Below are 19987 nucleotides of genomic sequence, written 5' to 3'. Positions count from 1 at the left end.
GATGTTTGTGTGCATTTATTAAGTCGTACTTAAGATGCACTTTTTTGCGTTCAGCAAAAAAGGGGTTCGCTGGTTAAATGGGAGGCCGTTTTGAAGGACTGTATTGAAAATAATATTGCGATTTTATTACCCTATGATGAACTGATTGAGCTAGCTAAGACAATTACCCAAGAATTAGCGATCAACATTGCGATTGAAAAAATAGTTATCGACAATGCACTTGCAGTGGCGGATGCCTATAGACGGCGTGGTGTTGAAATTATTGTAAGCCGTGGTAATTTGGCAAAGGCGATTGCGAAAAATATTGATGTAGAAGTGATCAATATTCCCTTTACAGGTTATGAATTTTTTGATGTATTGTTTAAGTATAAAGATTTTAATGAACCAATCGGTATTATAGAAGGGGCTGACTTTATAGAAGGGTGCCGTAAGATAAACGAAAAACTGCGTTTGGATTTGCACTATTATCAAGTCGATCACGTTAGTGAGTTTGAGGCAAAAACGCAGCAAGCCATGGCTGACGGCATTGAATTATTTATCGGCGGCAGCTGGGGGATTGAATATCAGGATGGCCTAAAGGCCAGAAATATTCGTTATGAAATGCTGCATTCTCAAAAACCATCTGTGAGACAGGCGATAGAAAGTGCGATTGCGGTTTTCTATGCCAAACAGCGTGAAAAAAGCCGTCACCAAGTGTTAAAAACGGTTTTGGATTATTCTCAGAGCGGTATTCTCGTTATTGATCAAAATGATATGATTATCAATATGAATGCGGTTGCTGAGGAATTGCTTAAGATACAGCTAAAAGACTGTGCAGGACGACACAGCAAAATGGTACTGCCGTCACTTCGACTATATGATTTTCTTTCTTGTGAAGATGCGGAAATGGAGCAGATGGAAGCATTTTTTGGAGTCAATGTGATGGTGGATCGGGTGCCGATGCTCGTCAACGGTGAAATTAAGGGTGCGATCGCTTTTATGCACCGTGCATCACAGATTGTAAATATGGAGAGCAGTATCCGGAAAGAACTGGTTGAACGGCGCTTGACGGCCAAATATCATTTTACCAATATTATCGGCAATAGCCAGTCGGTTGTAACGACGATTGAACTTGCACAAAATTTTAGCGGCACGGATTCGACGATTTTATTAACCGGTGAAACGGGGACGGGGAAAGAACTCTTTGCACAGTCTATACACAATGCAAGCAAGCGGGCTCAGGGCCCCTTTGTAGCGATTAATTGTTCAGCACTGCCGGCAAATCTGCTCGAGAGTGAACTCTTTGGCTATCGAGACGGCGCCTTTACCGGTGCCAAAAAGGGCGGCAAAATGGGGCTCTTTGAACTGGCACATAAGGGAACGATATTCCTTGACGAAATTGGTGAAATCGAAAAGAGCATGCAGGCAAAATTGCTGCGTGTTTTGCAGGAGCAAGAAGTCATGCGGATTGGTGATATTAGAGTGATCCCCGTAGATGTTCGCGTCATCGCAGCGACCAATCGCGACTTGCTGGATGAGATGCGTCAGGGGCGCTATCGAGAAGATCTCTATTATCGATTGAACGTTTTGAATTTGATTTTACCACCGCTTCGGGAGCGAAAGGGTGATATTCCCATTTTAATGGACAGCCTGCGCAAGCGTATCAATCAGAAACTTGATCGGCGTGTTGAAGGTTTTTCAAAAGACGTTATTCAGCTGTTTGAACAATACAGCTGGCCTGGGAATATTCGCGAACTTGAAAATGTCGTTGAAAAGGTTATTGTCATTCAACAGCGAGGGATTGTTGGTGAATCGATGGTATCGTTTATTCGAAACTGCTTTCAGCGACAACTGAATGATGACTTGAAAGACCCTTTTGATCAGACGTTGGCGGCTATTGAGCGACAGGCGATCGAAATGGCGCTAAAGCGAAATGACGGCAATCGTACAAAGGCGGCGCTTGCGCTCGGTATCGACCGAACGACGCTGGTTCGTAAAATCAAATTGCTTTCGATCCCATTATAAGATAACTGTAGCAATATACAGCGGCAGCTATGGCAGAATACCATAGCTGCCGTTTTTTTATGATAGCCTTACCCATTGCTGATTGATGCGTGGGCAAGTCGTGTATATTTAAATAAAGAATTGTGTTTTGAATGGTTTCAGCATGGGATGGCAGGGATTCAAAAGGTGTTTTTTAGACAGTTGGCACGAGAATTGCGATATTCAAATATCGACCGGTCAAATGTTTATTCTAAATACTCAAAAAAAGGATGGTTAGCGTTATGAACATATTGGATAACGTCAAGAGGGTGCCGGGTGGCCTAATGGTTATACCGCTTCTGATTGGTTCACTGCTCAACACTTTTTTGCCGCAGGTATTGGAACTTGGCGGCCTGCATAGTGCGTATTTTTCAAAGGCAGCAGCGACGCCTGCCATTGCATTTTTTCTGGTTTGCGTAGGGGCGCAAATTGATTTTAAAAATGCTCCGGCGGCGATCAAACGCGGCGGCGTCTTATTGATCACCAAATTTATTGCAGGTGCCTTGTTTGGCTACATCGTTGGACGTGTTACGGGTCCAGCTGGTTTCATGGGCATTTCAACACTGGCTATTATCAGCAGTGTGACAAATTCAAATGGCGGCCTTTTTATGGCGCTCGCCAGCGAATACGGTGATTCGACAGACATTGCATCACAGGCTGTTATGAATATCAATGATGGACCGTTTTTAACATTGGTGGCATTAGGTGCTACAGGGATGGCAAATATACCTTTCATGAGTCTGTTTGCTGCAATTTCCCCAATTCTCTTCGGTTGTTTGCTCGGTAATCTCGATCCGAAAATCAAAACATTTTTAACACCGGGTGTCTCGTTGCTCATTCCGTTTTTTGCTTTTGGCCTCGGTGCCGGCATTAAGCTCACAAATGTTGTAAGTGCAGGTGCTTCAGGTGTACTGCTCGGATTATTAGTCGTTTTCGTTAGCGGTATTCCGATGTTTTTCGCAGATCGCTACATCAATCGCCGTCCGGGCTATGCTGCAGCTGCGGCTTCGAGTGCGGCAGGCAATTCGGTAGCGACGCCGGCAGCTGTTGCGTTGGCGGTTCCCGCTATGGCACCATTGGTTGAAGTGGCGACAACACAAATTGCAGCTGCGGTAATTGTAACGACGCTCTTAACACCGGTTATTACCACTTTTGTCGCCAAACGGTTTGGATCAGTGAAAACCGGCATGTCAGATTTTGAAGAGAGGTTCATGAAAAAAACGAAAGTCAGCGAAGCTTAAAATCAGTACACACAGTCATCCCAAAAAAATGGAGTGTAAAAGAAAAATGAAGACCAACACAGTATTACTAAATCAGCGCGACAATGTCGTGACAGCAACACAAGATATTGCTGCTGGGGAGGCCGTTATCTTTTTTTTCGATAACAAACTGAAAAGCATTAATGCTATAGAAGCCATCCCGGCGTGGAATAAGGTTGCCATTGAAGATATTGCAGAACAATCGCCAATTGTCAAATACGGCGAAATTATTGGCGCATCCCTGCAAAAGATTACCAAGGGCGCTTATGTCTCTCATCTTAACATTGAGAGTCTCCCCCGAGATTATGATAAGGAAATGAGGTAACGTTATGGAGTTTATGGGCTATGTAAGAGAAGACGGCAAAGTAGGCGTTAGGAATCACGTTCTCATTTTGCCGACATGTGCATGTGCCAGTGAGACTTGCCGTATTGTTACCTCACAAGTTAAGGGATGTGTCAATATCATTAATCAAGTGGGCTGTGCAGAAGTCAAGGGCAATGAGGACATTACACAACGCGTATTAAAAGGTTTTGCATCGAATGCAAATGTCTTTGGCGTTGTCGTCATCGGCCTCGGCTGTGAAAATCATTCGCATAAAAGTGTGAAAGCTTCTATTCAAGCTGTTACGAATAAGCCGGTTGTCTCTTTTGGCATTCAGGAAGAAGGCGGTACGGTGAAAACAATTGAAAAAGCAGTAAAGGCTGCTCGTGAAATGGCAGAACAGGCATCAATGCAGGTACGCGTTTCCGTTCCCATCTCAAAATTAATGATGGGCATTGAATGTGGTGGGTCAGATGCAACATCGGGTTTGGCGGCGAATCCTGCCGTAGGATTTTTGAGTGATCAACTCGTGGATATGGGTGCGTCGACGATTATGAGTGAAACGCCTGAATTTATAGGTGCAGAACATATCTTGGCAAAGCGCGGTGCAACACCGGCAATCCACGATCAAATCATTCAGATTTGTAAAGATTTCGAAACGCATCTCGCCGGCGTCGGTCAAGACCTTCGAACGGGTCAGCCAACACCAGGCAATAAGGATGGTGGTCTTTCGACCATTGAAGAAAAATCGCTTGGATGTATTTATAAAGGCGGTACGCGCCCGGTCGTTGAGGTGCTTGCATATGCGGATACGCCAACGAAACAAGGTGCTATTATCATGGATACACCCGGTTATGATATTGCGTCGGTTACGGCAATGATTGCCGGTGGGTGTCAAGTGATTGCCTTTACGACTGGTAGAGGAACGCCAACAGGGCATGCACTGGCACCTGTGATTAAGATCACAGGTAATCACGGCACATTCGAAATGATGCAAGACAACATGGATTGCGATGTCAGCGGCATCATTTCTGGTGAAACAACGATTGATGATGCGGGAAAATACTTGTTCGATGAGCTGATGACCGTGGTTAACGGCAAGTTGACCAAGGCAGAGACATATGGCTTCTCGGATATATGCATCGACAGAATATGTAGATTTATTTAGTATGGAGGACGAAAATGGAAAAATGGCATTCGGACAAATGGTATACGAGCCAGTGGAATCATCTCGATGAGGTGGCAAAACAATTTAACTTTCAGGATCAGATAAAAATTCACGACGTCACCTTGCGGGATGGCGAGCAACAAGCGGGACTTATTATGAATACAGAGCAAAAAATTAGACTCGCAGAAAAAATGGCCGAAACCGGAATTCACAGAATTGAAGCCGGCATGCCGGCGGTGTCTAAAGCGGATTCGGATGCCATCAAGACCATTGTCAAAATGAATATGGGGCCTGAAATTTTTGGCTTTGCAAGATGTATGGTAGAAGATGTCAAGCGTGCGGCTGATTGTGGCGTATCGGGTCTCGTCATCGAAATTCCTTCCAATGAACAGATGATTACAGAAGCATATGGCTGGTCTTTGGAAAAAGCGATTGAACTTTCCATCAAAGCGACGACGGCAGCTAAAGAAGCTGGATTATATACCGTGTTCTTTCCGATTGATATGAGCCGTGCGAACATTGACTGGGTCTTAAAACTCATCGAGAGGGTTGCGACAGAAGGGCATATGGATGCGCTGGCAATTGTGGATACCTTAGGCGGACTGGCGCCGCATACGGTGCCTTACTTGGTAGATGTCGTCAAAAAGCGCATTCAAAAACCTGTTGAATTGCATTTCCATGATGACTATGGTCTGGGAAGCGCCAACAGTATCATGGGTCTTGCAGCAGGAGCCGATGTTGTACACACAACGATTTCCGCGGCAGGCGAGCGTGCCGGCAATGCTTCATACGAAGATATCGCCCTTTCACTTCTGACCATGTATGGGATTGATCTCGGGCTCAAATACGATGAGATTTATCCGCTTTCAAAACTCTTTAGAAGCATGGTGAATTTCCCGGTCAGACCCAATCGCGGTATTGTTGGCGACGATATTTTTAAAATCGAATCCGGTATTGTTGCAGGCTGGTTCCAAAATGTTAAAAATGACAATCCGTTGCTGGTCAGTCCATACTTGCCGGAATTAACAGGTCATCAAGCGACAGAAATTGTCTTAGGCAAACACAGTGGGGCGCCATCTATCGAATACTGGCTTGATAAGTGTAATGTTAAACTTAACGAAACAGAAAAAATTGCATTGCTTGATCAGATCAAATTAACGGCGTACAAGAAAAATGGACTCTTAAATGAATCAGACTTTATGACGCTTATTGAAGCATATCGCTAAGCCGTTTCTTTTGAAGCCTTACAAATTTTAAGATGTAATAAACGCATTGTTTGACAGTGCTTGTATGCATCATGAAAAGACTTACAAGAAAATTTCTGATAAACCTAATACTTGCCTGAGGGGATCGCGATTCATCACGCGATCCCCTCCTCTTTTTTTGCAATTGAGGCAATTGCCATATTGATCATCAGTGCGAGAGATGACAATAATTTCATAAGGCGCAAGACGGCAAAAATGCTATAATGAAAAGTAAGACTTTAACTGATTGCATATAATGAGGAGGCAACAATTATATGAGGCATATTAAACCAGGCAGAGGGCCGTCTGCAATGAGTGCAGTAGGTTCAATCGTCGCCATCATCTTTGGTATTTTTTGGACGTTTACGGTTGCTGCGACGCCTTTTGGTGTTCGTAATCCAATGGTGTTTTTTGGGATTCTCTTTATCATCTTAGGTGTTGTACAATTTATTTATCACATGAAGAATACAACCGGTAAAAAGCGTATGTCCTTATACGATATTACGGACGATGAAGAAGAGAATCATCCGAAGCGCAAAGCAGTTCAGACGGACCATATGGAAGGCGCTGAAGTTGAAGTACACTTTTGCCCATACTGCGGTAAAAAATTAAAACATGGTTACACGTTTTGTCCCTCGTGCGGACGACCGTTAAAATAGAGGCTTGGATAATGACTGCCAAGCAGTGGTGCTGGCATGAAGTGGGTTGTGTTATAGGTGATTCTATAATAGGTGAGTGATGCTGTGAGATGGTGACGAGAAAGGATGGCAGTTGATGGAATCAATGCATATTCAGGTACCGACAGATGATCGTTTTGACGAGGCTATTCGTGAAGGGCTCTTTGCTTATAATCAAAGACAGGCGCCAACGTTGCAGCCTTTTTACAGCCTGCCGCTCAGACTAGTATTGATGGATGACGATTCTAAAGTGTATGGCGGCATGCTTGGAAAGGCTTATCGCGGCTGCCTTTTTATTGATATCTTGTGGATTGAAGAAACCTGCAGAGGTGCAGGATACGGCAAGGCGCTTCTCGAATCGGCAGAGGCGTTTGCGAGAGAGGCAAAATGTACCTTTATCCATTTAGATACATTCAGTTTTCAGGCGCCTGATTTTTATCTTGCAAATGGCTTTGAAACGTTTGGAATTCTAAATGGATATGAAGATGATGTGAAGCGCTATTTTTTAAAGAAAACACTATGATGATACCGCCGCATAGCGAATGACGGTTTTATCATCGTTAGGGCACATAAGTTTGGAGGGATCGAATGACACATGAATGGATTGATGCATATTGTCTGTCGTTAAAAAACGCGACAAAAGATTACCAGCCGGAATGGGAGGCGACGCGCTATTTTATTGGCGGTAAAATGTTTGCCATGATCGGTGAAGACAAGGCGAAGCGAAGCATTATAACCTTAAAAAGCGATCCAGTGGAAGCGGTCGTACTCAGAGAAAAATATAAGGATATCTATCCTGGCTATTATATGAACAAGCGATTATGGAATTCGATTGATTTAAACGGTGATGTTCCGGTGACAACAATGCAAGAAATGATCGCCGATTCTTATGAGTTGGTACTGAGCAAATTAAGTCAAAAACAGCAAAAAAACTTACGATAAGCAAAAAGATCAGATAAGAAACGCTGCCATGCAGCCGTTGTATTTGAAGAAATTAAATGATATTTGAAGTGACAGCTGTCGGCAAATTGATGAAAAGGTGGAAACGGCGTAAATGAAGCAAACATTGATTATTCAAACGGGGCACACGAATGAGTACATACTGAAAAAAGGCCCTGATTTTAGTGATATGTTCCAAGCAGTTGTTGGCAATAGGCATATAAAAATCTGTAATGTCTTTGAAGGTGAAGTGCCTCCAAACGCGTTTTCGGCAGTTGATCGGGTAATTGTCACGGGATCGCTCAGCATGGCGACAGAACGCATGCCGTGGATGCTGCAAACAGAGGCGTGGCTTAGAAATGCCGCGGCAGCAGGTGTGCCGATTTTAGGTATTTGCTTTGGACATCAGATGCTGGCGATGGCTTTTGGCGGTTCAGTAGGCGACCATCCGATGGGAACAGAAATGGGAACGTCAGTAGTTGCGTTAAATGAAGCGGGCGTAAACGATCCCCTCTTCGCAGGGATTCCAAAGCGTTTTGCCGGCTATGTGGCGCACACGCAGAGTGTTTTAGCTTATCCAGAGACGGCGGTTTGCCTCGGGAGCAGTGATTATGAGCCTAATCACATTATTAAATGGGGAGCCAATATTTATGGATTTCAGTTTCATCCCGAGTTCACAGATGAAGTGATTAAAAACGGTATTGCAAGGCTGGAAGATAAACGCTGTGTAAAGCGTATACAAGCAGATGCATTATCAGAAGCGGATGGGAACCTCAGGACAGGGCGGGAACTATTGAAGCGCTTTATGCAGCTTTCACGCTAACGGCGAAATACAGTTAGCCTCAATGCGAGCTTAGGAATGAGAAAACAGCGAAACGGCAAATGAATAAAACAGTAATGCGACAAAAAAAGCAGAAATAAAGAAATGGGGTGAACCATTGCAATATATTTTATTTGATTTGGACGGTACTTTAACAGACCCCAAAGCGGGAATCACCAAATCGGTAGCCTATGCACTCAAGCGTATGATTGACACAGACGTCGATCCTGAAACACTGACGCATTTTATTGGGCCGCCGTTGAAGGAATCGTTTATGACTTTTTATGGCATGACAGAATCAGAGGCGCTTCAAGCGATTGAGCATTATCGTACATATTTTAAAGATTCAGGGATGCTTGATAATTTTGCGTATGAGGGCATTGAACAGTTGTTGGAAAGGCTAAAAAAGACTGGCAAAGTATTGGCGGTTGCGACGTCAAAGCCGACGCCGTTTGCAGAGCGTATTCTTGAGCATTTTAATCTGGCGCAGTACTTTGAAGTGATCGTCGGCAGTAATCTTGACGGTACGCGAACCCATAAAGATGAAGTGGTCGAAGCGACGCTTCAATTACTTCGATGTGATGATCGAGAACAGGCCGTTATGGTTGGTGATCGAGAACACGATGTCATTGGTGCACGGAAAGCCGGATTAAAATGTGTTGGTGTGACTTATGGCTATGGCGGTTATGAAGAATTGAATACAGCGGGTGCGGCTTGGATTGTAGAGGATCTTAACGCACTTGAGCGACTGTTAACAAAGATGTGAGGGTGAAGTGATGCGGCGAAATGCGACAATTGTGATACAGTTTTTAGCGGGCATATTATTTGGCATATCATCTGTCTTATATTTTATCGGCGGGAAAGTGCTTTTGGGATTTATCTTTCTGGCATTAACGCTCGTTTATTTAATGCTTGGCGTTTTTTATGTGAAGCACTATAAAGGCTGAGAGGGCGTGGTGTGATCGTGTTTGAAAATGTGCTGCACGGCGCACACATGTAGAGAAAAATATGAACCGCCGATAGACGATGAGACAACTTCCTTAAGGACGTGAGCTAAACTGACAAAGTGCTATTCAATTAAGCGATTGTCATCAAGTGTTGTCTATGATGTACTGCTATCGGCGGCTAAGCCTATTGGTATTAGTTGTAGGTATGGCTTTTAGCAATCTGGCACATTGTAGGAAGTGTTTTCGTATACATAGCACTTTAAGGGCGTTCGTAGGGTTTTACGACTAAAAAAATGCCAATACAAAACAATTATTGATCCAAGCGCTCGATGACGTGTGCGGCAGATTCTGACATTTCCTCGGTATAAGAAGTAATTTCTTGCAAAGAGGCCGAAATGCTGGAAACGGCTTGATCCATACTATTCATTTTAGATTCAATGGTGTTGGAAATACCGGATAAGGAAACCATCGCGTTGTGAATGTCATTTTGACCTTCTTGCGTACTCGTCGCTAAAAATTTTGTTTGTTCAGCGAGCTTTTTAACCTCTTCTGCGACAACAGAAAAGCCAAGACCGTGTATACCGGCTCTGGCGGCTTCGATGGCTGCATTTAGCGCCAGCATATTCGTCTGATCTGCAATGGAGACGATTTGTTGGTTGGCTTTTGTGAAGTCAACGAGTTTGGCATCCATCTCAGTCATAGATGCTTTTAGCGTTTCGACCATTTTCAAAATGTCGATTGACTGATTGCGGATATTCTCAACCGCGTTGGCATTTTCTTCATTCCCGGCAAAGACATTGTCAATTGAAGCGACGATGATTTTAATACTCTTGCCGATTGCCATTGCATCTTCGAGGCGTTTTTCGGTTAACGCTTTCATATCTTCTGCGGCTTGGAGCTGTGCTTCTCGTGCTGAGAGCATATCTTTTTCCATTGAGACTGTTTTTTTGTTGTAATCAATGCAGTTGTTTGGGATATTGAAACCGTGGTAAATGGCAGTCGCCATTTTTTCACAAGATTGATAACCGCAGGCAACGCAATTGATTTTTCTGCTCTCCTGATCTTCTTTGTTCATACTCTCGTAAATGACATTGAGTGTTGCGGCAGACGGTACATCGTGGTTTAGCTTTAGGCCTTTGGCGCTGTAGTGTCTGACGAAATCGTCAAGTTGTAAATTTTTATCCAAATATCGATAGAGTTCGTCAACGCGTTTTTTTCGAAATAGCCCAGCTTTTTTGTCGGCTTGCTCCTTTTTGCGGTCGTTGAAGAATTTTTCAACGTAGTCAATGCTGGTGGAGCGTTCAAGTGCATTGTGTTTTGTCCCTGTTCCAAAATTACATCCATAACTGCAATTGAGAATATCCACTAAAAATGGCTTTGTGCTGTTTTGCAGACCGCTATATTCCTGAAGGTACTCATAGACGTGATGAGGTCCTTCTATTTGGCGTATCCAAGCATTGGGTTCAAAATAGAGGACGTTCTCCTTTAAACCGCCAGGCCGACTGAAAAGGAAACCAAGTGTCGTGCCTAAATCATCAAAATCTTTTTCGGGGTAACGATTGAGGTCAATGCCTTTTGCTTTCAAATAATCTTCGAGTTTTTTGAAGGTGACATTGTAGGTGATGAGGTCTTCTGTGTTCGCGTCGCGAATTTCGTCACGTTTGCCGATACATGGTGAGAGGAAGGCAATTTCATCTTTGATATGCGCATATTTTTTAAGATAAATTGCCGTACAGGACATCGGACTGTGTATTGGCGCTAAATCTTTAATGAGGTCGCTGGCATATTTTTCGATAAAATTGACGATTGGTGGACACGGTTGTGCGATGATGCTGGACATGCCGGATTTTTTGGCAGCCTTAAGATAGGCCCAAACGGTGATATCTGCACCAAAGGATACATCGTAAATAACGTTGACGCCAAGTGTTTTTAAATAGCCGAACAGTTGTTTAAAGCGACTAAAGTTGACTGCGATTGCCGGTGCTGCAATAATAGAAATTTTTTGCCCTTTTTGGAGGGCTTCGAAAAACAGCTCTGTATCATCCCGGTATTGTCTTGCCTCGTGTTCGCATACGCGAATGCATTCACCACAGTGGATGCAACGCTCAGAATCCAATTTCACCTTATTAACGCCGTCCTCGTTTAAATAGGCGATGTTTGCACCGGGAATAGGGCAGTTGGCAACGCACTGATTGCATCCGGTACAATTCTCTTCCTTTAAATAAAGGGTTTCAAGTAAAGCCATGATGTTCATATACTCCTTTGTCGAATATTTACATGCGGATGTTTTCATTATATATGATAATAGGCAAATGAACATATGCTATTTTATTATCTTCGTGTTAAATTGCACGTTTTTTAATAAAACAAGATTGTAAAATATTAACAAAAGTTCAAAAAAGGATACAATTCCTGATAATGGCAACACGAATGGGTGGTTGACGGCTATGATATAATTGTTTATGCTATTGATACTGAATATAAATTGTCGGAAATGCGTGACTGCTGCTTAAATGCCAAGGCGTTCAGGACGTGTGTTTGGAGGCCTGTCGAAGGTTGTTTCTATAAGTACCTATTTTGGAGGATAAATGATTTTTAGAAGTTTATACATTGTTGCAATGGTAGCGTTGTTTGTATTTTATATATATTTGATGGTATTGCTGGTGAAGTTGATGCATCGTGGTATAAAAGCGCTGGATCTATATATTTGGGAACATCGTGATCCGAGGTAAGTGCTGTTTAGTAAGGGAGGCAATCTGTATGAAATATGTCATTAGACCAATTGAGGTAAAAGATGCACCGGGCATTAATCTTTTAAGACGTATGCCGGGTACGTTTGAAAATATATTAGGGATACCTTCTGAACGCTTGAAGCGCAATGAAGATTATTTGAAAAGTATCGACCCCAATACACATCAGTTCGTTGCTGTTTCAGAAGTGGATGGGGAAGAAATCATCGTGGGAACGGCAGGGCTTATAGTCGCTTCAAACCACCGACTCAGACACAGTGCCAGCATTGGGATGATGGTACATACGGCATATCAGGGGATGGGTATCGGCGATGCGCTAATGACGACACTTCTCGATATAGCAGATAATTGGCTAATGCTCGTTCGCTTAGAACTTGATGTTTTTACAGATAATGCGCCTGCTATTAATCTCTATAAAAAACATGGCTTTGTGATTGAGGGGACGCGAAAGGCTGCTGCGATTCGCAGTGGTGCTTATGTTGATGATTATATTATGGCGCGCGTCAGAGGTGTTTCGTTAAACGACAGCGGTATTAATCCTTAGATTGTATGTGATGGCGATGATGGCGTCGTTGAAGAGCCTGAAATCAAGGATATTTTATAATAAAGAGGAGGCGCAGCGGAATGGGGCTTAGAAAGCTTAGAACGTTGGGGGATGAAATGCTTAGGCGAAAATGCAGGCCTGTAGATCGTTTTGACGATCGCTTGAAACAGCTTGTGGACGATATGACTGAGACGATGTACTTTGAGGAAGGGGCTGGATTGGCAGCTTCGCAGATTGGCATTTTAAAGCGTGTTGTTGTCATTGATATGGGAGATGGTCTCAAAGTGCTGATTAATCCCAAAATTGTTTCTCAGTCTGGCGAACAGGAAGTTATGGAAGCGTGTCTGAGTGTTCCAAACAGAACGGCAATCAGAAAAAGGCCTGCACACGTCGTGGTTGAAGCGCAGGATGTCGAAGGCAATCGGTACACAATTGAAGGAGAAGATGATTATGCGAAATGCCTATGCCATGAAATAGACCATTTGGACGGTATTTTGTATATTGATGATATTATTAGTTATATCGAAATTTAAGAGCGTGAAAAAAACTTGTTTAATGCGTTAAAGGAAGCAAAAAAACCGTTGGTGGCAGTGATGAAGCTGTACCAGCGGTTTTTTTAAAGTCTAAAAAAGAATGCAAAATCATATTTGAATTTTAATGCATATCATGTACAAAAAGCGCATAAAATGTGCTCGATGAATATTATGTGCAGCTTTGTAGTGGAAAATGCATAAAATGTGGCGAATACAAAAGAATGTATTATTTTTTAACCATTGGCATTTCAAGTATTGATCGTAAAATCAACAATTTCTGCATTTTGTTGGCATTAATGTTGCGTTTATATAGGGCGTGTGAAACTTAATCTTGCCAAATGGAGGAAGAAAAATGAGAAATGCGTTTTACAGTAAAGAATTAAATCGAATGTTTGAGGGCATCAATCCAGATGATTATGTCATTGGAACCTATTTGGTTGGTGCCAAACTCAACGAAGACCCAATTATCAAGGCAGCGAGTATTGCCATCGAGCAAACGACTGGTTCATGGGTTGACATTCCTGAAGAAACACCTGAATTGAGGGAAAAATACGCTGCGAAAACAATTGGCGTCTATGAAGTGCCTGACTATGAAAACATGGAAAACCTCCATGGTGTAGAAAAGCGCTGGTATGTGATGCGGATTGCATTCCCGGTTGTCAATTTTGATGACAACTTGCCGTTGATGCTGTCATCAGTTATCGGCAATATTGCGGCATTGCCTGATTTAAAACTGCTCGATATCGAGTTCGGTAAAAAATTTGTTGAAAAATTTAAAGGGCCGAAATTCGGTATTGAAGGCATGCGTAAACTCATGGGTGTGCAAGGCAGACCGTTCCTGAATAATATGATCAAACCTTGTACAGGTTATACGCCTGAAGTTGGTGCTAAATTGTTCTACGAAGCAGCTGTTGGCGGTGTTGATATCATTAAAGACGACGAACTCATTGCAGGTGATACGGCTTTCAATAGAATTGAAGACAGGGTAAAATTAAACATGGCAGCAGCAAAAAAAGCAGATGCTGTCAAAGGTGAAATGACACTTTACTGCTGTAATATTACTGATGAAATGAGTAAACTAAAAGCCAACGCAATGAAGGCAATTGAAGCGGGAACAAATTGTATTATGGTCAATGTGGTTGGAACAGGATTGTCAGCACTGAGAATGCTTGCTGAAGATCCGGAAATCAATGTACCAATTTTAGCGCACGCATGTGGCGGCGGCGCTTGGTTTACCTCTGAACTGCAAGGGATGAGCTCGCATGTACTGAATAAAATGATTCGCTTGTGTGGTGCTGACTTGGTCGTTAATTCATCACCTTATGGTAAGTTTGATATTCTTCATAGTAAATACATGAAGATTACACAAGCGCTTACCAGCGATCTTTATGACATCAAACCTTCTTTGCCGCTTTATGGCGGCGGTGTAATTCCGGGGCTCGTTAAGCAAACGTTAACCGATGCTGGAATCGACTGTATATTGGGAGTTGGTGCTGGTGTCCACGCGCATCCGATGGGACCAAAAGCCGGTGCGATTGCAATGAGACAGGCGATTGATATTATTATTGCAGGCAAAGATTTAAAGACTGAAGCCGTAGGCAAAAAAGAACTCGAAGAAGCGATTCGCGTCTGGGGTGTTTATGAAGATGGGGTGAAAGACAACTATTTGATCTAGAAAATTGAATCATCAATGTCGGGTCGTGCGTCTGTTGATGCACACCCGACATGATATAAAAAATGGGGAGGAAGTATTATATGAAAATTGTTGCAGTAACGGCTTGTATTTCGGGCATAGCACATACCTACCTTTCAGCAGAAGCACTTGAAAATGCCGGCAAAGCATTAGGCCATCAAATCAAAGTCGAAACACGGGGATCAATTGGTGCAGAAAATGTTTTAACAGAACGTGAAATTCGTGAGGCACAAGTTGTCATTATCGCGGCGGATCTCAGTATTCCAAAGGAACGCTTCAAAGGCAAACCCGTTTATGAAGCCGGTACGCATGAAGTGGTAAACAAAGCGGGAGAAATAATTGAAAAGGCGCTGAAGTTTTCAGAAAATTATCAGCCTGGCAAAGAGACGATGACTGCGCCAAAAGAAGCAAAAGCAGAATCGGCAGAGCCTCAAGGTGATGGTGGGAAAAATGTTATCTGGTCTGAAATATATAGGCACTTAATGTGCGGGATTTCTTATTTGATACCATTTGTCGTATCCGGCGGTATTATTATGGCATTATCCTTTGCATTTGCTGAATCTAATCCAGAAATTGCAGGCATCTTGGGAACGATTGGGGATTTGGCGTTTGGCATGATGCTGCCGATTATGGCTGGATTTATTGCGCAGTCCATTGCAGATCGACCTGGGCTTGTACCTGGGATCGTCGGCGGCTTTTTAGCATCGGGTGTAACGGCGTCCGGCTTCATTGGCGGTGTTTTGGCAGGGTTCATTGCAGGTTACTCCGTTCAATTGCTCAAGAAGATCTTTCGATTCAAAGGCGGTTTACGCGCCATGATGCCGATATTGATTTTACCTTTGTTTTCAACATTGATTACGGGCATTATCATGCTGTTTGTCATTGGCAAACCAGTGGCAATCGTCAATGACTTTCTGACAAATTGGCTTAATTCTTTATCTGGCGGCAGTGCTGTCGTCTTAGGTTTTATTGTTGCGGCAATGATCGCAGTCGATCTCGGTGGTGTATTTTGCAGGGTTGGTTATGCCTTTGCGGTAGCGACACTTGCGACTGGTCAGCCTTCAGTGGCAATGGCAGCGGCAATGGCAGGTGGTTTGGTGCCTTCTACGGCAATAGCGCTTGCAACGGTAATAATGCCGCATAAATTTACAGATGATGAAATTGAAGCAGGCAAAGGCTGCTGGGTACTAGGAGCATCCTTTATCGTCGAAGGGGTTATTCCATTTGCAGCGAGAGATATTAAAGCAGTTGTTCCGGCAGTCACATTAGGTGCTGGGGTCACAGGCGCGCTTACAGCATTTTTCGGATGTACGCAATCTGTACCGCATGGCGGTATCTGGGTTATGCCGGTGCCGGGGGCCATTGGCAATGTTCCGATGTATTTGTTGTCTGTCGCGGTTGGCGTCGCCGTTACAGTAGGTCTTACAGCCGTATTGAAAAAGGATGTATCACCGAAGATGTCAAGAACACAGAGAAAAGCGCAAAAAGCAGAAGCGTTTCAATAAAATAAGGACAGCAACTGTCTGATGTATACTTGATCCGACACATTCATAATTTGGTGATGGCTTAGTGATTTATGAATGATTCATTTATATAACAATGCCGATGACGATCAAGTCTTACAGCACAATGCTGGCAACAACGTCAATTATTTGAAAATAAAACGCTGCTGTGTGTCTTATTTTACAATTATATTTTTAAACATTTGGCGGTACTGGGATTAATGGACGATATGTATTGAAATCGCAGTACCGTCAATAACAAGATGTTTTAGGGTGCTTTAACATCCGCTGCGAACAATAAAGACAGAAAATGTGTAAGAGAGGGTAAATTATGACGACAAAGGAATATGTGATCAAGTTTGAAACGGGGCTTCACGCTCGACCGGCATCGGAGCTCGTCAGCTTGACGCAAAATTTTGAAAGTGAAATAAATGTAAGAAACATAGAAAACGATATGCATGCGGATGGAAAGAGCATCATCGAGATATTGTCATTGGGTGCATTTCAAGGGGCTAACCTTATTTTTGAAGCAGAGGGTCCAGATGAAATACATGCCGTCGAAGCAATTGTAACACTGTTGGATACGATAGAGGATTAGGAAGTGATGGCATGGAAAAGGGAATAGGCGCTTCTTCCGGATACGGTATTGGAAGGGCTTTCATATACAAGCAGCAGCAATTGACAATTGATAAGACGCCGATCGAACCCGATGAGGTGAAAAGGGAAATCGAATCATATCATTCGGCGAAAACATTGGCAACGCAGCAAATACTAAAAATCAAAGTACGTGCGTCACTGATATTAAAAGCAAGTGAAGCGAAAGTTTTTGACGCGCATCTCAATGTTTTGAAAGATCCGGGTTTAGATAAACGTGTGATAAAATACATTCAAGACAAGCAGTATCGTGCAGCATATGCTGTTTCGTTGGTACAAGATGAACTTTTCAATATGTTTCAAATGATGGAAAATGCCGTTATGAAAGAGCGTGCACTGGATATTAAGGACGTTTGCACGCGTATCATCTACTGTTTAAAAGGCATGACGTTACCAACACTCTCGGATCTCGAAGCAAATACGATTGTTATCGCGGAGAATTTAACACCTTCCGATACGGTGCAAATGGATGTGTCAAAAGTCGTAGGGATCATTGTCGAAGCCGGTGGTAGAACATCACATACGGCGATTATGGCGAGATCTTTGGAAATACCCGCAGTTGTTGGTGCGAAGTCAATGACGGCGCTTGCAGAGAACGGACAGTTCGTTTGTCTTGATGGTGAATCGGGCGAAATCTGTATTGAACCCGATGATGCGATGAAAGAGATGTTTGAGCAAAAGCGCTTGGACTATCTTGAAGCGATGACGGAACTTAGAAAATATGCGACGACTGCTTCTAACACAGTCGACGGGCGAAACGTTGAAATTTGTGCCAATATTGGCAATGCCTCCGATGCGGGTAACAGCATGAAATTTGGGCCTAATGGCGTCGGACTCTTTCGAACGGAGTTTCTGTACATGGGCAAGTCAAACTGGCCGAGTGAAGACGAACAATTTGAGGAATACAAGAAAGTTGCAGAGCTGATGCAAGATAAGGCGACGATTATTCGAACGCTCGATATTGGCGGTGATAAAGAATTGTCTTACATTGATTTTGGCAAAGAAGAAAATCCGTTTTTAGGGTGGCGCGCCATGCGCATGTGCCTTGATAAAACAGATGTGTTGAAAACGCAATTTAGGGCTATTTTACGCGCAAGTGCTTATGGCAAACTGATGATTATGTACCCAATGATTATTAATGTGACAGAAGTGAAGCGTGCCAATGCGCTGTTGGAAGAAGTCAAGGCATCGCTAAAGGCAGAAAACCTGCCTTTCGATGAGGCGATTCAAGTCGGAATCATGATTGAGACGCCAGCGGCTGCTGTTACAGCAGATTCTCTCATTAAATATGTAGATTTTTTCAGTATTGGTACCAATGATTTAACGCAATACACATTGGCTGTAGACAGAGGTAATGAGAAAATTGCCGATTTGTACACACCCTATCATCCGGCAGTTCTAAGGCTGATCAAAATGGTCGTCGACGCTTCACATAAAGCGGGAAAATGGACCGGTATGTGCGGTGAATTAGCAGGTGAAGCAAATTTAACAAAACTATTGATCGGCATTGGACTCGATGAACTCAGCATGACGGCGAGCTCGATTCTGAGTGTACGAAAAAATGTCGTCAACATCCATTATGAAGAAGCAAAAAAACTGGCACAAAAAGCACTCAATATGGAAACGGCGGAAGCTGTTTTAGCTTTAATGAACGAATAGTACGGGAGACGTGATAGAATGGAGATAAAAGACGTAATCAAAAAAGCATATGTCAAAGTCAGCATGGAATCAAAAAACAGAAATGATGCGCTAATGGAGCTGCTTAAAACATCTGCTGCGCAAAAGCATATTGCGAATCAGGAAGCCGTTCTGAAGGACTTGTTGGATCGCGAAGCCTCATTTACGACAAAAGTTATGGCTTTTGTCGCGATCCCACATGCAAAATCAGACAGCATTAAGGAGCCAATGGTACTCATCGGCAAATCAGATGCAGGGGTCGACTGGCGTGAAAACGCTAATTTTGACGAAAGCGTACCGGAAGATCGTGTCAAATTGGTCTTTATGATATTGGTACCGGGTCAAAGCAAAGGCAATGATCATCTTAAGATATTGGCAGTACTCGCGAGATGTTTGGCGAGCAGCAGTTTTAGAGAAAATTTGATACTAGAAAATAGTACGGATCGCGTTTATGAGATGGTCATCAATGAAATAGCCGGAAAGTTGAGGTAATGAATGATGAAACAAGTATTTGATTTTCAAGGTAAAACGGCTGTTGTAACAGGCGGTAATCGCGGCCTTGGCAAAGCGTGTACAGAACAACTGATGGCAAACGGCTGTCAAAATGTCGTCGTAGTCAGTAATTCGGGTGTCTGTGATCTCGAAGGCCCCCTCTATATACAAGGTGATGTTGCAAAACGCAGTGATGTTGAAGCGGCAATGCATCAGGTCATTGAAAAATTCGGCAGAATTGATATTCTTATCAATAATGCCGGTATTAGTACAATGACGGATTTTCTCGAGATCGAAGAACAGGAATATGATAAAGTGCTGTCTGTTAATCTGAAAGGATCGTTTTTTTGCTGCCAAGAGGCTATCAAACAAATGATGATTCAGCAATATGGGCGCATTGTCAACATAGCTTCGACAGCAGGTATTACCGGCGGCAGTGTCAGTCCTCACTATGGGGTGTCGAAAGCCGGCCTTATTGCGCTGACACAGTCACTTGGCAGAAGATATGCGCCGCATGGTATTCTTACGAATTGTGTTGCGCCGGGCGAGATGAAAACCGATATGTTTTACGATCTCTTTAAGACAGAAGAATCACGCGAAAAACGCGTGGGAAATATTCCGGTGAAAAGAATTGCCGAACCTGCGGAAGTGGCAAATATGGTACTCTATATGGCGTCGGATATGGCGAGCTATATGACTGGCGAAACCGTCCGCGTTTCTGGAGGCAGAATCTAACGGGAGTGT

The 19987-nt window shown here is 43.2% G+C and carries 20 protein-coding genes; 19 read left to right on the top strand and 1 reads right to left on the bottom strand.

Annotated features, from left to right (window positions below; genetic code table 11):
• Positions 1-90: 90 nt before the first annotated feature.
• From KHM83_RS04535 to KHM83_RS04485, 11 genes are all read left to right on the top strand, one after another.
• Positions 91-2004 carry a sigma 54-interacting transcriptional regulator gene (locus tag KHM83_RS04535; RefSeq protein WP_213235730.1) on the top strand — a complete coding sequence of 638 codons (1914 nt, stop codon included), beginning with the start codon at positions 91-93 and terminating at the stop codon, positions 2002-2004.
• A gap of 260 nt (positions 2005-2264) precedes the next feature.
• Positions 2265-3263 (top strand): 2-keto-3-deoxygluconate permease, encoded by a 999-nt coding sequence (locus KHM83_RS04530; RefSeq protein WP_213235729.1) that lies wholly within the window; start codon positions 2265-2267, stop codon positions 3261-3263.
• Positions 3264-3309: 46 nt separating this feature from the next.
• The gene (locus KHM83_RS04525) at positions 3310-3606 is read left to right on the top strand and encodes a UxaA family hydrolase (RefSeq protein ID WP_213235728.1); all 297 of its coding nucleotides are present in this window, start codon (positions 3310-3312) and stop codon (positions 3604-3606) included.
• Between the two features lie 4 nt (positions 3607-3610).
• Entirely contained in the window at positions 3611-4771 is a 1161-nt protein-coding gene (locus KHM83_RS04520) for a UxaA family hydrolase (protein ID WP_213235727.1), read from the top strand.
• A 14-nt stretch (positions 4772-4785) separates the two neighbouring features.
• The gene (locus tag KHM83_RS04515) at positions 4786-5997 is read left to right on the top strand and encodes a LeuA family protein (RefSeq protein ID WP_213235726.1); all 1212 of its coding nucleotides are present in this window, start codon (positions 4786-4788) and stop codon (positions 5995-5997) included.
• Between the two features lie 293 nt (positions 5998-6290).
• Entirely contained in the window at positions 6291-6674 is a 384-nt protein-coding gene (locus KHM83_RS04510; RefSeq protein ID WP_213235725.1) for a zinc ribbon domain-containing protein, read from the top strand.
• Between the two features lie 115 nt (positions 6675-6789).
• A complete protein-coding gene (locus KHM83_RS04505; protein ID WP_213235724.1) occupies positions 6790-7215 on the top strand; it encodes a GNAT family N-acetyltransferase in 426 nt (141 codons plus the stop codon).
• Between the two features lie 65 nt (positions 7216-7280).
• Positions 7281-7634 carry an MmcQ/YjbR family DNA-binding protein gene (locus KHM83_RS04500; RefSeq protein WP_213235723.1) on the top strand — a complete coding sequence of 118 codons (354 nt, stop codon included), beginning with the start codon at positions 7281-7283 and terminating at the stop codon, positions 7632-7634.
• Between the two features lie 112 nt (positions 7635-7746).
• A complete protein-coding gene (locus KHM83_RS04495) occupies positions 7747-8454 on the top strand; it encodes a glutamine amidotransferase (RefSeq protein ID WP_213235722.1) in 708 nt (235 codons plus the stop codon).
• Positions 8455-8569: 115 nt separating this feature from the next.
• On the top strand, positions 8570-9217 hold the full coding sequence (locus tag KHM83_RS04490; protein ID WP_213235721.1) for an HAD family hydrolase: 648 nt from the start codon (positions 8570-8572) through the stop codon (positions 9215-9217).
• 7 nt (positions 9218-9224) lie between these two features.
• Positions 9225-9398 (top strand): hypothetical protein, encoded by a 174-nt coding sequence (locus tag KHM83_RS04485; RefSeq protein WP_213235720.1) that lies wholly within the window; start codon positions 9225-9227, stop codon positions 9396-9398.
• Between the two features lie 310 nt (positions 9399-9708).
• On the opposite strand, the gene KHM83_RS04480 is transcribed toward KHM83_RS04485, so the two are convergent.
• Positions 9709-11643 (bottom strand): [Fe-Fe] hydrogenase large subunit C-terminal domain-containing protein, encoded by a 1935-nt coding sequence (locus KHM83_RS04480; protein WP_213235719.1) that lies wholly within the window; start codon positions 11641-11643, stop codon positions 9709-9711.
• A 515-nt stretch (positions 11644-12158) separates the two neighbouring features.
• On the opposite strand from KHM83_RS04480, the gene KHM83_RS04475 reads away from it, so the two are divergent.
• From KHM83_RS04475 to KHM83_RS04440, 8 genes are all read left to right on the top strand, one after another.
• On the top strand, positions 12159-12692 hold the full coding sequence (locus KHM83_RS04475) for a GNAT family N-acetyltransferase (RefSeq protein WP_213235718.1): 534 nt from the start codon (positions 12159-12161) through the stop codon (positions 12690-12692).
• A gap of 80 nt (positions 12693-12772) precedes the next feature.
• Positions 12773-13225, top strand: coding sequence for a peptide deformylase (def, locus tag KHM83_RS04470; protein WP_213235717.1), 453 nt, complete (start codon positions 12773-12775; stop codon positions 13223-13225).
• A gap of 352 nt (positions 13226-13577) precedes the next feature.
• Positions 13578-14900, top strand: coding sequence for a RuBisCO large subunit C-terminal-like domain-containing protein (locus KHM83_RS04465; RefSeq protein WP_213235716.1), 1323 nt, complete (start codon positions 13578-13580; stop codon positions 14898-14900).
• Positions 14901-14980: 80 nt separating this feature from the next.
• The gene (locus KHM83_RS04460) at positions 14981-16423 is read left to right on the top strand and encodes a PTS fructose transporter subunit IIC (RefSeq protein ID WP_213235715.1); all 1443 of its coding nucleotides are present in this window, start codon (positions 14981-14983) and stop codon (positions 16421-16423) included.
• A gap of 328 nt (positions 16424-16751) precedes the next feature.
• On the top strand, positions 16752-17018 hold the full coding sequence (locus KHM83_RS04455; protein ID WP_213235714.1) for an HPr family phosphocarrier protein: 267 nt from the start codon (positions 16752-16754) through the stop codon (positions 17016-17018).
• Positions 17019-17029: 11 nt separating this feature from the next.
• The gene (ptsP, locus tag KHM83_RS04450) at positions 17030-18733 is read left to right on the top strand and encodes a phosphoenolpyruvate--protein phosphotransferase (protein WP_213235713.1); all 1704 of its coding nucleotides are present in this window, start codon (positions 17030-17032) and stop codon (positions 18731-18733) included.
• A gap of 18 nt (positions 18734-18751) precedes the next feature.
• Positions 18752-19243, top strand: a complete 492-nt coding sequence (locus KHM83_RS04445; RefSeq protein ID WP_213235712.1) for a PTS sugar transporter subunit IIA — start codon at positions 18752-18754, stop codon at positions 19241-19243.
• A 3-nt stretch (positions 19244-19246) separates the two neighbouring features.
• Positions 19247-19978 (top strand): SDR family NAD(P)-dependent oxidoreductase, encoded by a 732-nt coding sequence (locus KHM83_RS04440; RefSeq protein ID WP_213235711.1) that lies wholly within the window; start codon positions 19247-19249, stop codon positions 19976-19978.
• Positions 19979-19987: the final 9 nt, after the last annotated feature.

Source organism: Fusibacter paucivorans (genome assembly GCF_018390735.1).
GTDB classification, from domain to species: domain Bacteria; phylum Bacillota; class Clostridia; order Peptostreptococcales; family Acidaminobacteraceae; genus Fusibacter; species Fusibacter paucivorans.
The sequence above is the reverse complement of the archived record's forward strand: the minus strand, read 5'-3'. Positions and strand labels throughout refer to the sequence as shown.

Bases quoted from the DNA above. Each gene is read 5' to 3' on its own strand.
- KHM83_RS04530 (WP_213235729.1), top strand. From the start codon at position 2,265: ATGAACATATTGGATAACGTCAAGAGGGTGCCGGGTGGCCTAATGGTT.
- KHM83_RS04525 (WP_213235728.1), top strand. From the start codon at position 3,310: ATGAAGACCAACACAGTATTACTAAATCAGCGCGACAATGTCGTGACA.
- KHM83_RS04520 (WP_213235727.1), top strand. From the start codon at position 3,611: ATGGAGTTTATGGGCTATGTAAGAGAAGACGGCAAAGTAGGCGTTAGG.
- KHM83_RS04515 (WP_213235726.1), top strand. From the start codon at position 4,786: ATGGAAAAATGGCATTCGGACAAATGGTATACGAGCCAGTGGAATCAT.
- KHM83_RS04510 (WP_213235725.1), top strand. From the start codon at position 6,291: ATGAGGCATATTAAACCAGGCAGAGGGCCGTCTGCAATGAGTGCAGTA.
- KHM83_RS04505 (WP_213235724.1), top strand. From the start codon at position 6,790: ATGGAATCAATGCATATTCAGGTACCGACAGATGATCGTTTTGACGAG.
- KHM83_RS04500 (WP_213235723.1), top strand. From the start codon at position 7,281: ATGACACATGAATGGATTGATGCATATTGTCTGTCGTTAAAAAACGCG.
- KHM83_RS04495 (WP_213235722.1), top strand. From the start codon at position 7,747: ATGAAGCAAACATTGATTATTCAAACGGGGCACACGAATGAGTACATA.
- KHM83_RS04480 (WP_213235719.1), bottom strand. From the start codon at position 11,643: ATGGCTTTACTTGAAACCCTTTATTTAAAGGAAGAGAATTGTACCGGA.
- KHM83_RS04475 (WP_213235718.1), top strand. From the start codon at position 12,159: ATGAAATATGTCATTAGACCAATTGAGGTAAAAGATGCACCGGGCATT.
- def (WP_213235717.1), top strand. From the start codon at position 12,773: ATGGGGCTTAGAAAGCTTAGAACGTTGGGGGATGAAATGCTTAGGCGA.
- KHM83_RS04465 (WP_213235716.1), top strand. From the start codon at position 13,578: ATGAGAAATGCGTTTTACAGTAAAGAATTAAATCGAATGTTTGAGGGC.
- KHM83_RS04460 (WP_213235715.1), top strand. From the start codon at position 14,981: ATGAAAATTGTTGCAGTAACGGCTTGTATTTCGGGCATAGCACATACC.
- KHM83_RS04455 (WP_213235714.1), top strand. From the start codon at position 16,752: ATGACGACAAAGGAATATGTGATCAAGTTTGAAACGGGGCTTCACGCT.
- ptsP (WP_213235713.1), top strand. From the start codon at position 17,030: ATGGAAAAGGGAATAGGCGCTTCTTCCGGATACGGTATTGGAAGGGCT.
- KHM83_RS04445 (WP_213235712.1), top strand. From the start codon at position 18,752: ATGGAGATAAAAGACGTAATCAAAAAAGCATATGTCAAAGTCAGCATG.
- KHM83_RS04440 (WP_213235711.1), top strand. From the start codon at position 19,247: ATGATGAAACAAGTATTTGATTTTCAAGGTAAAACGGCTGTTGTAACA.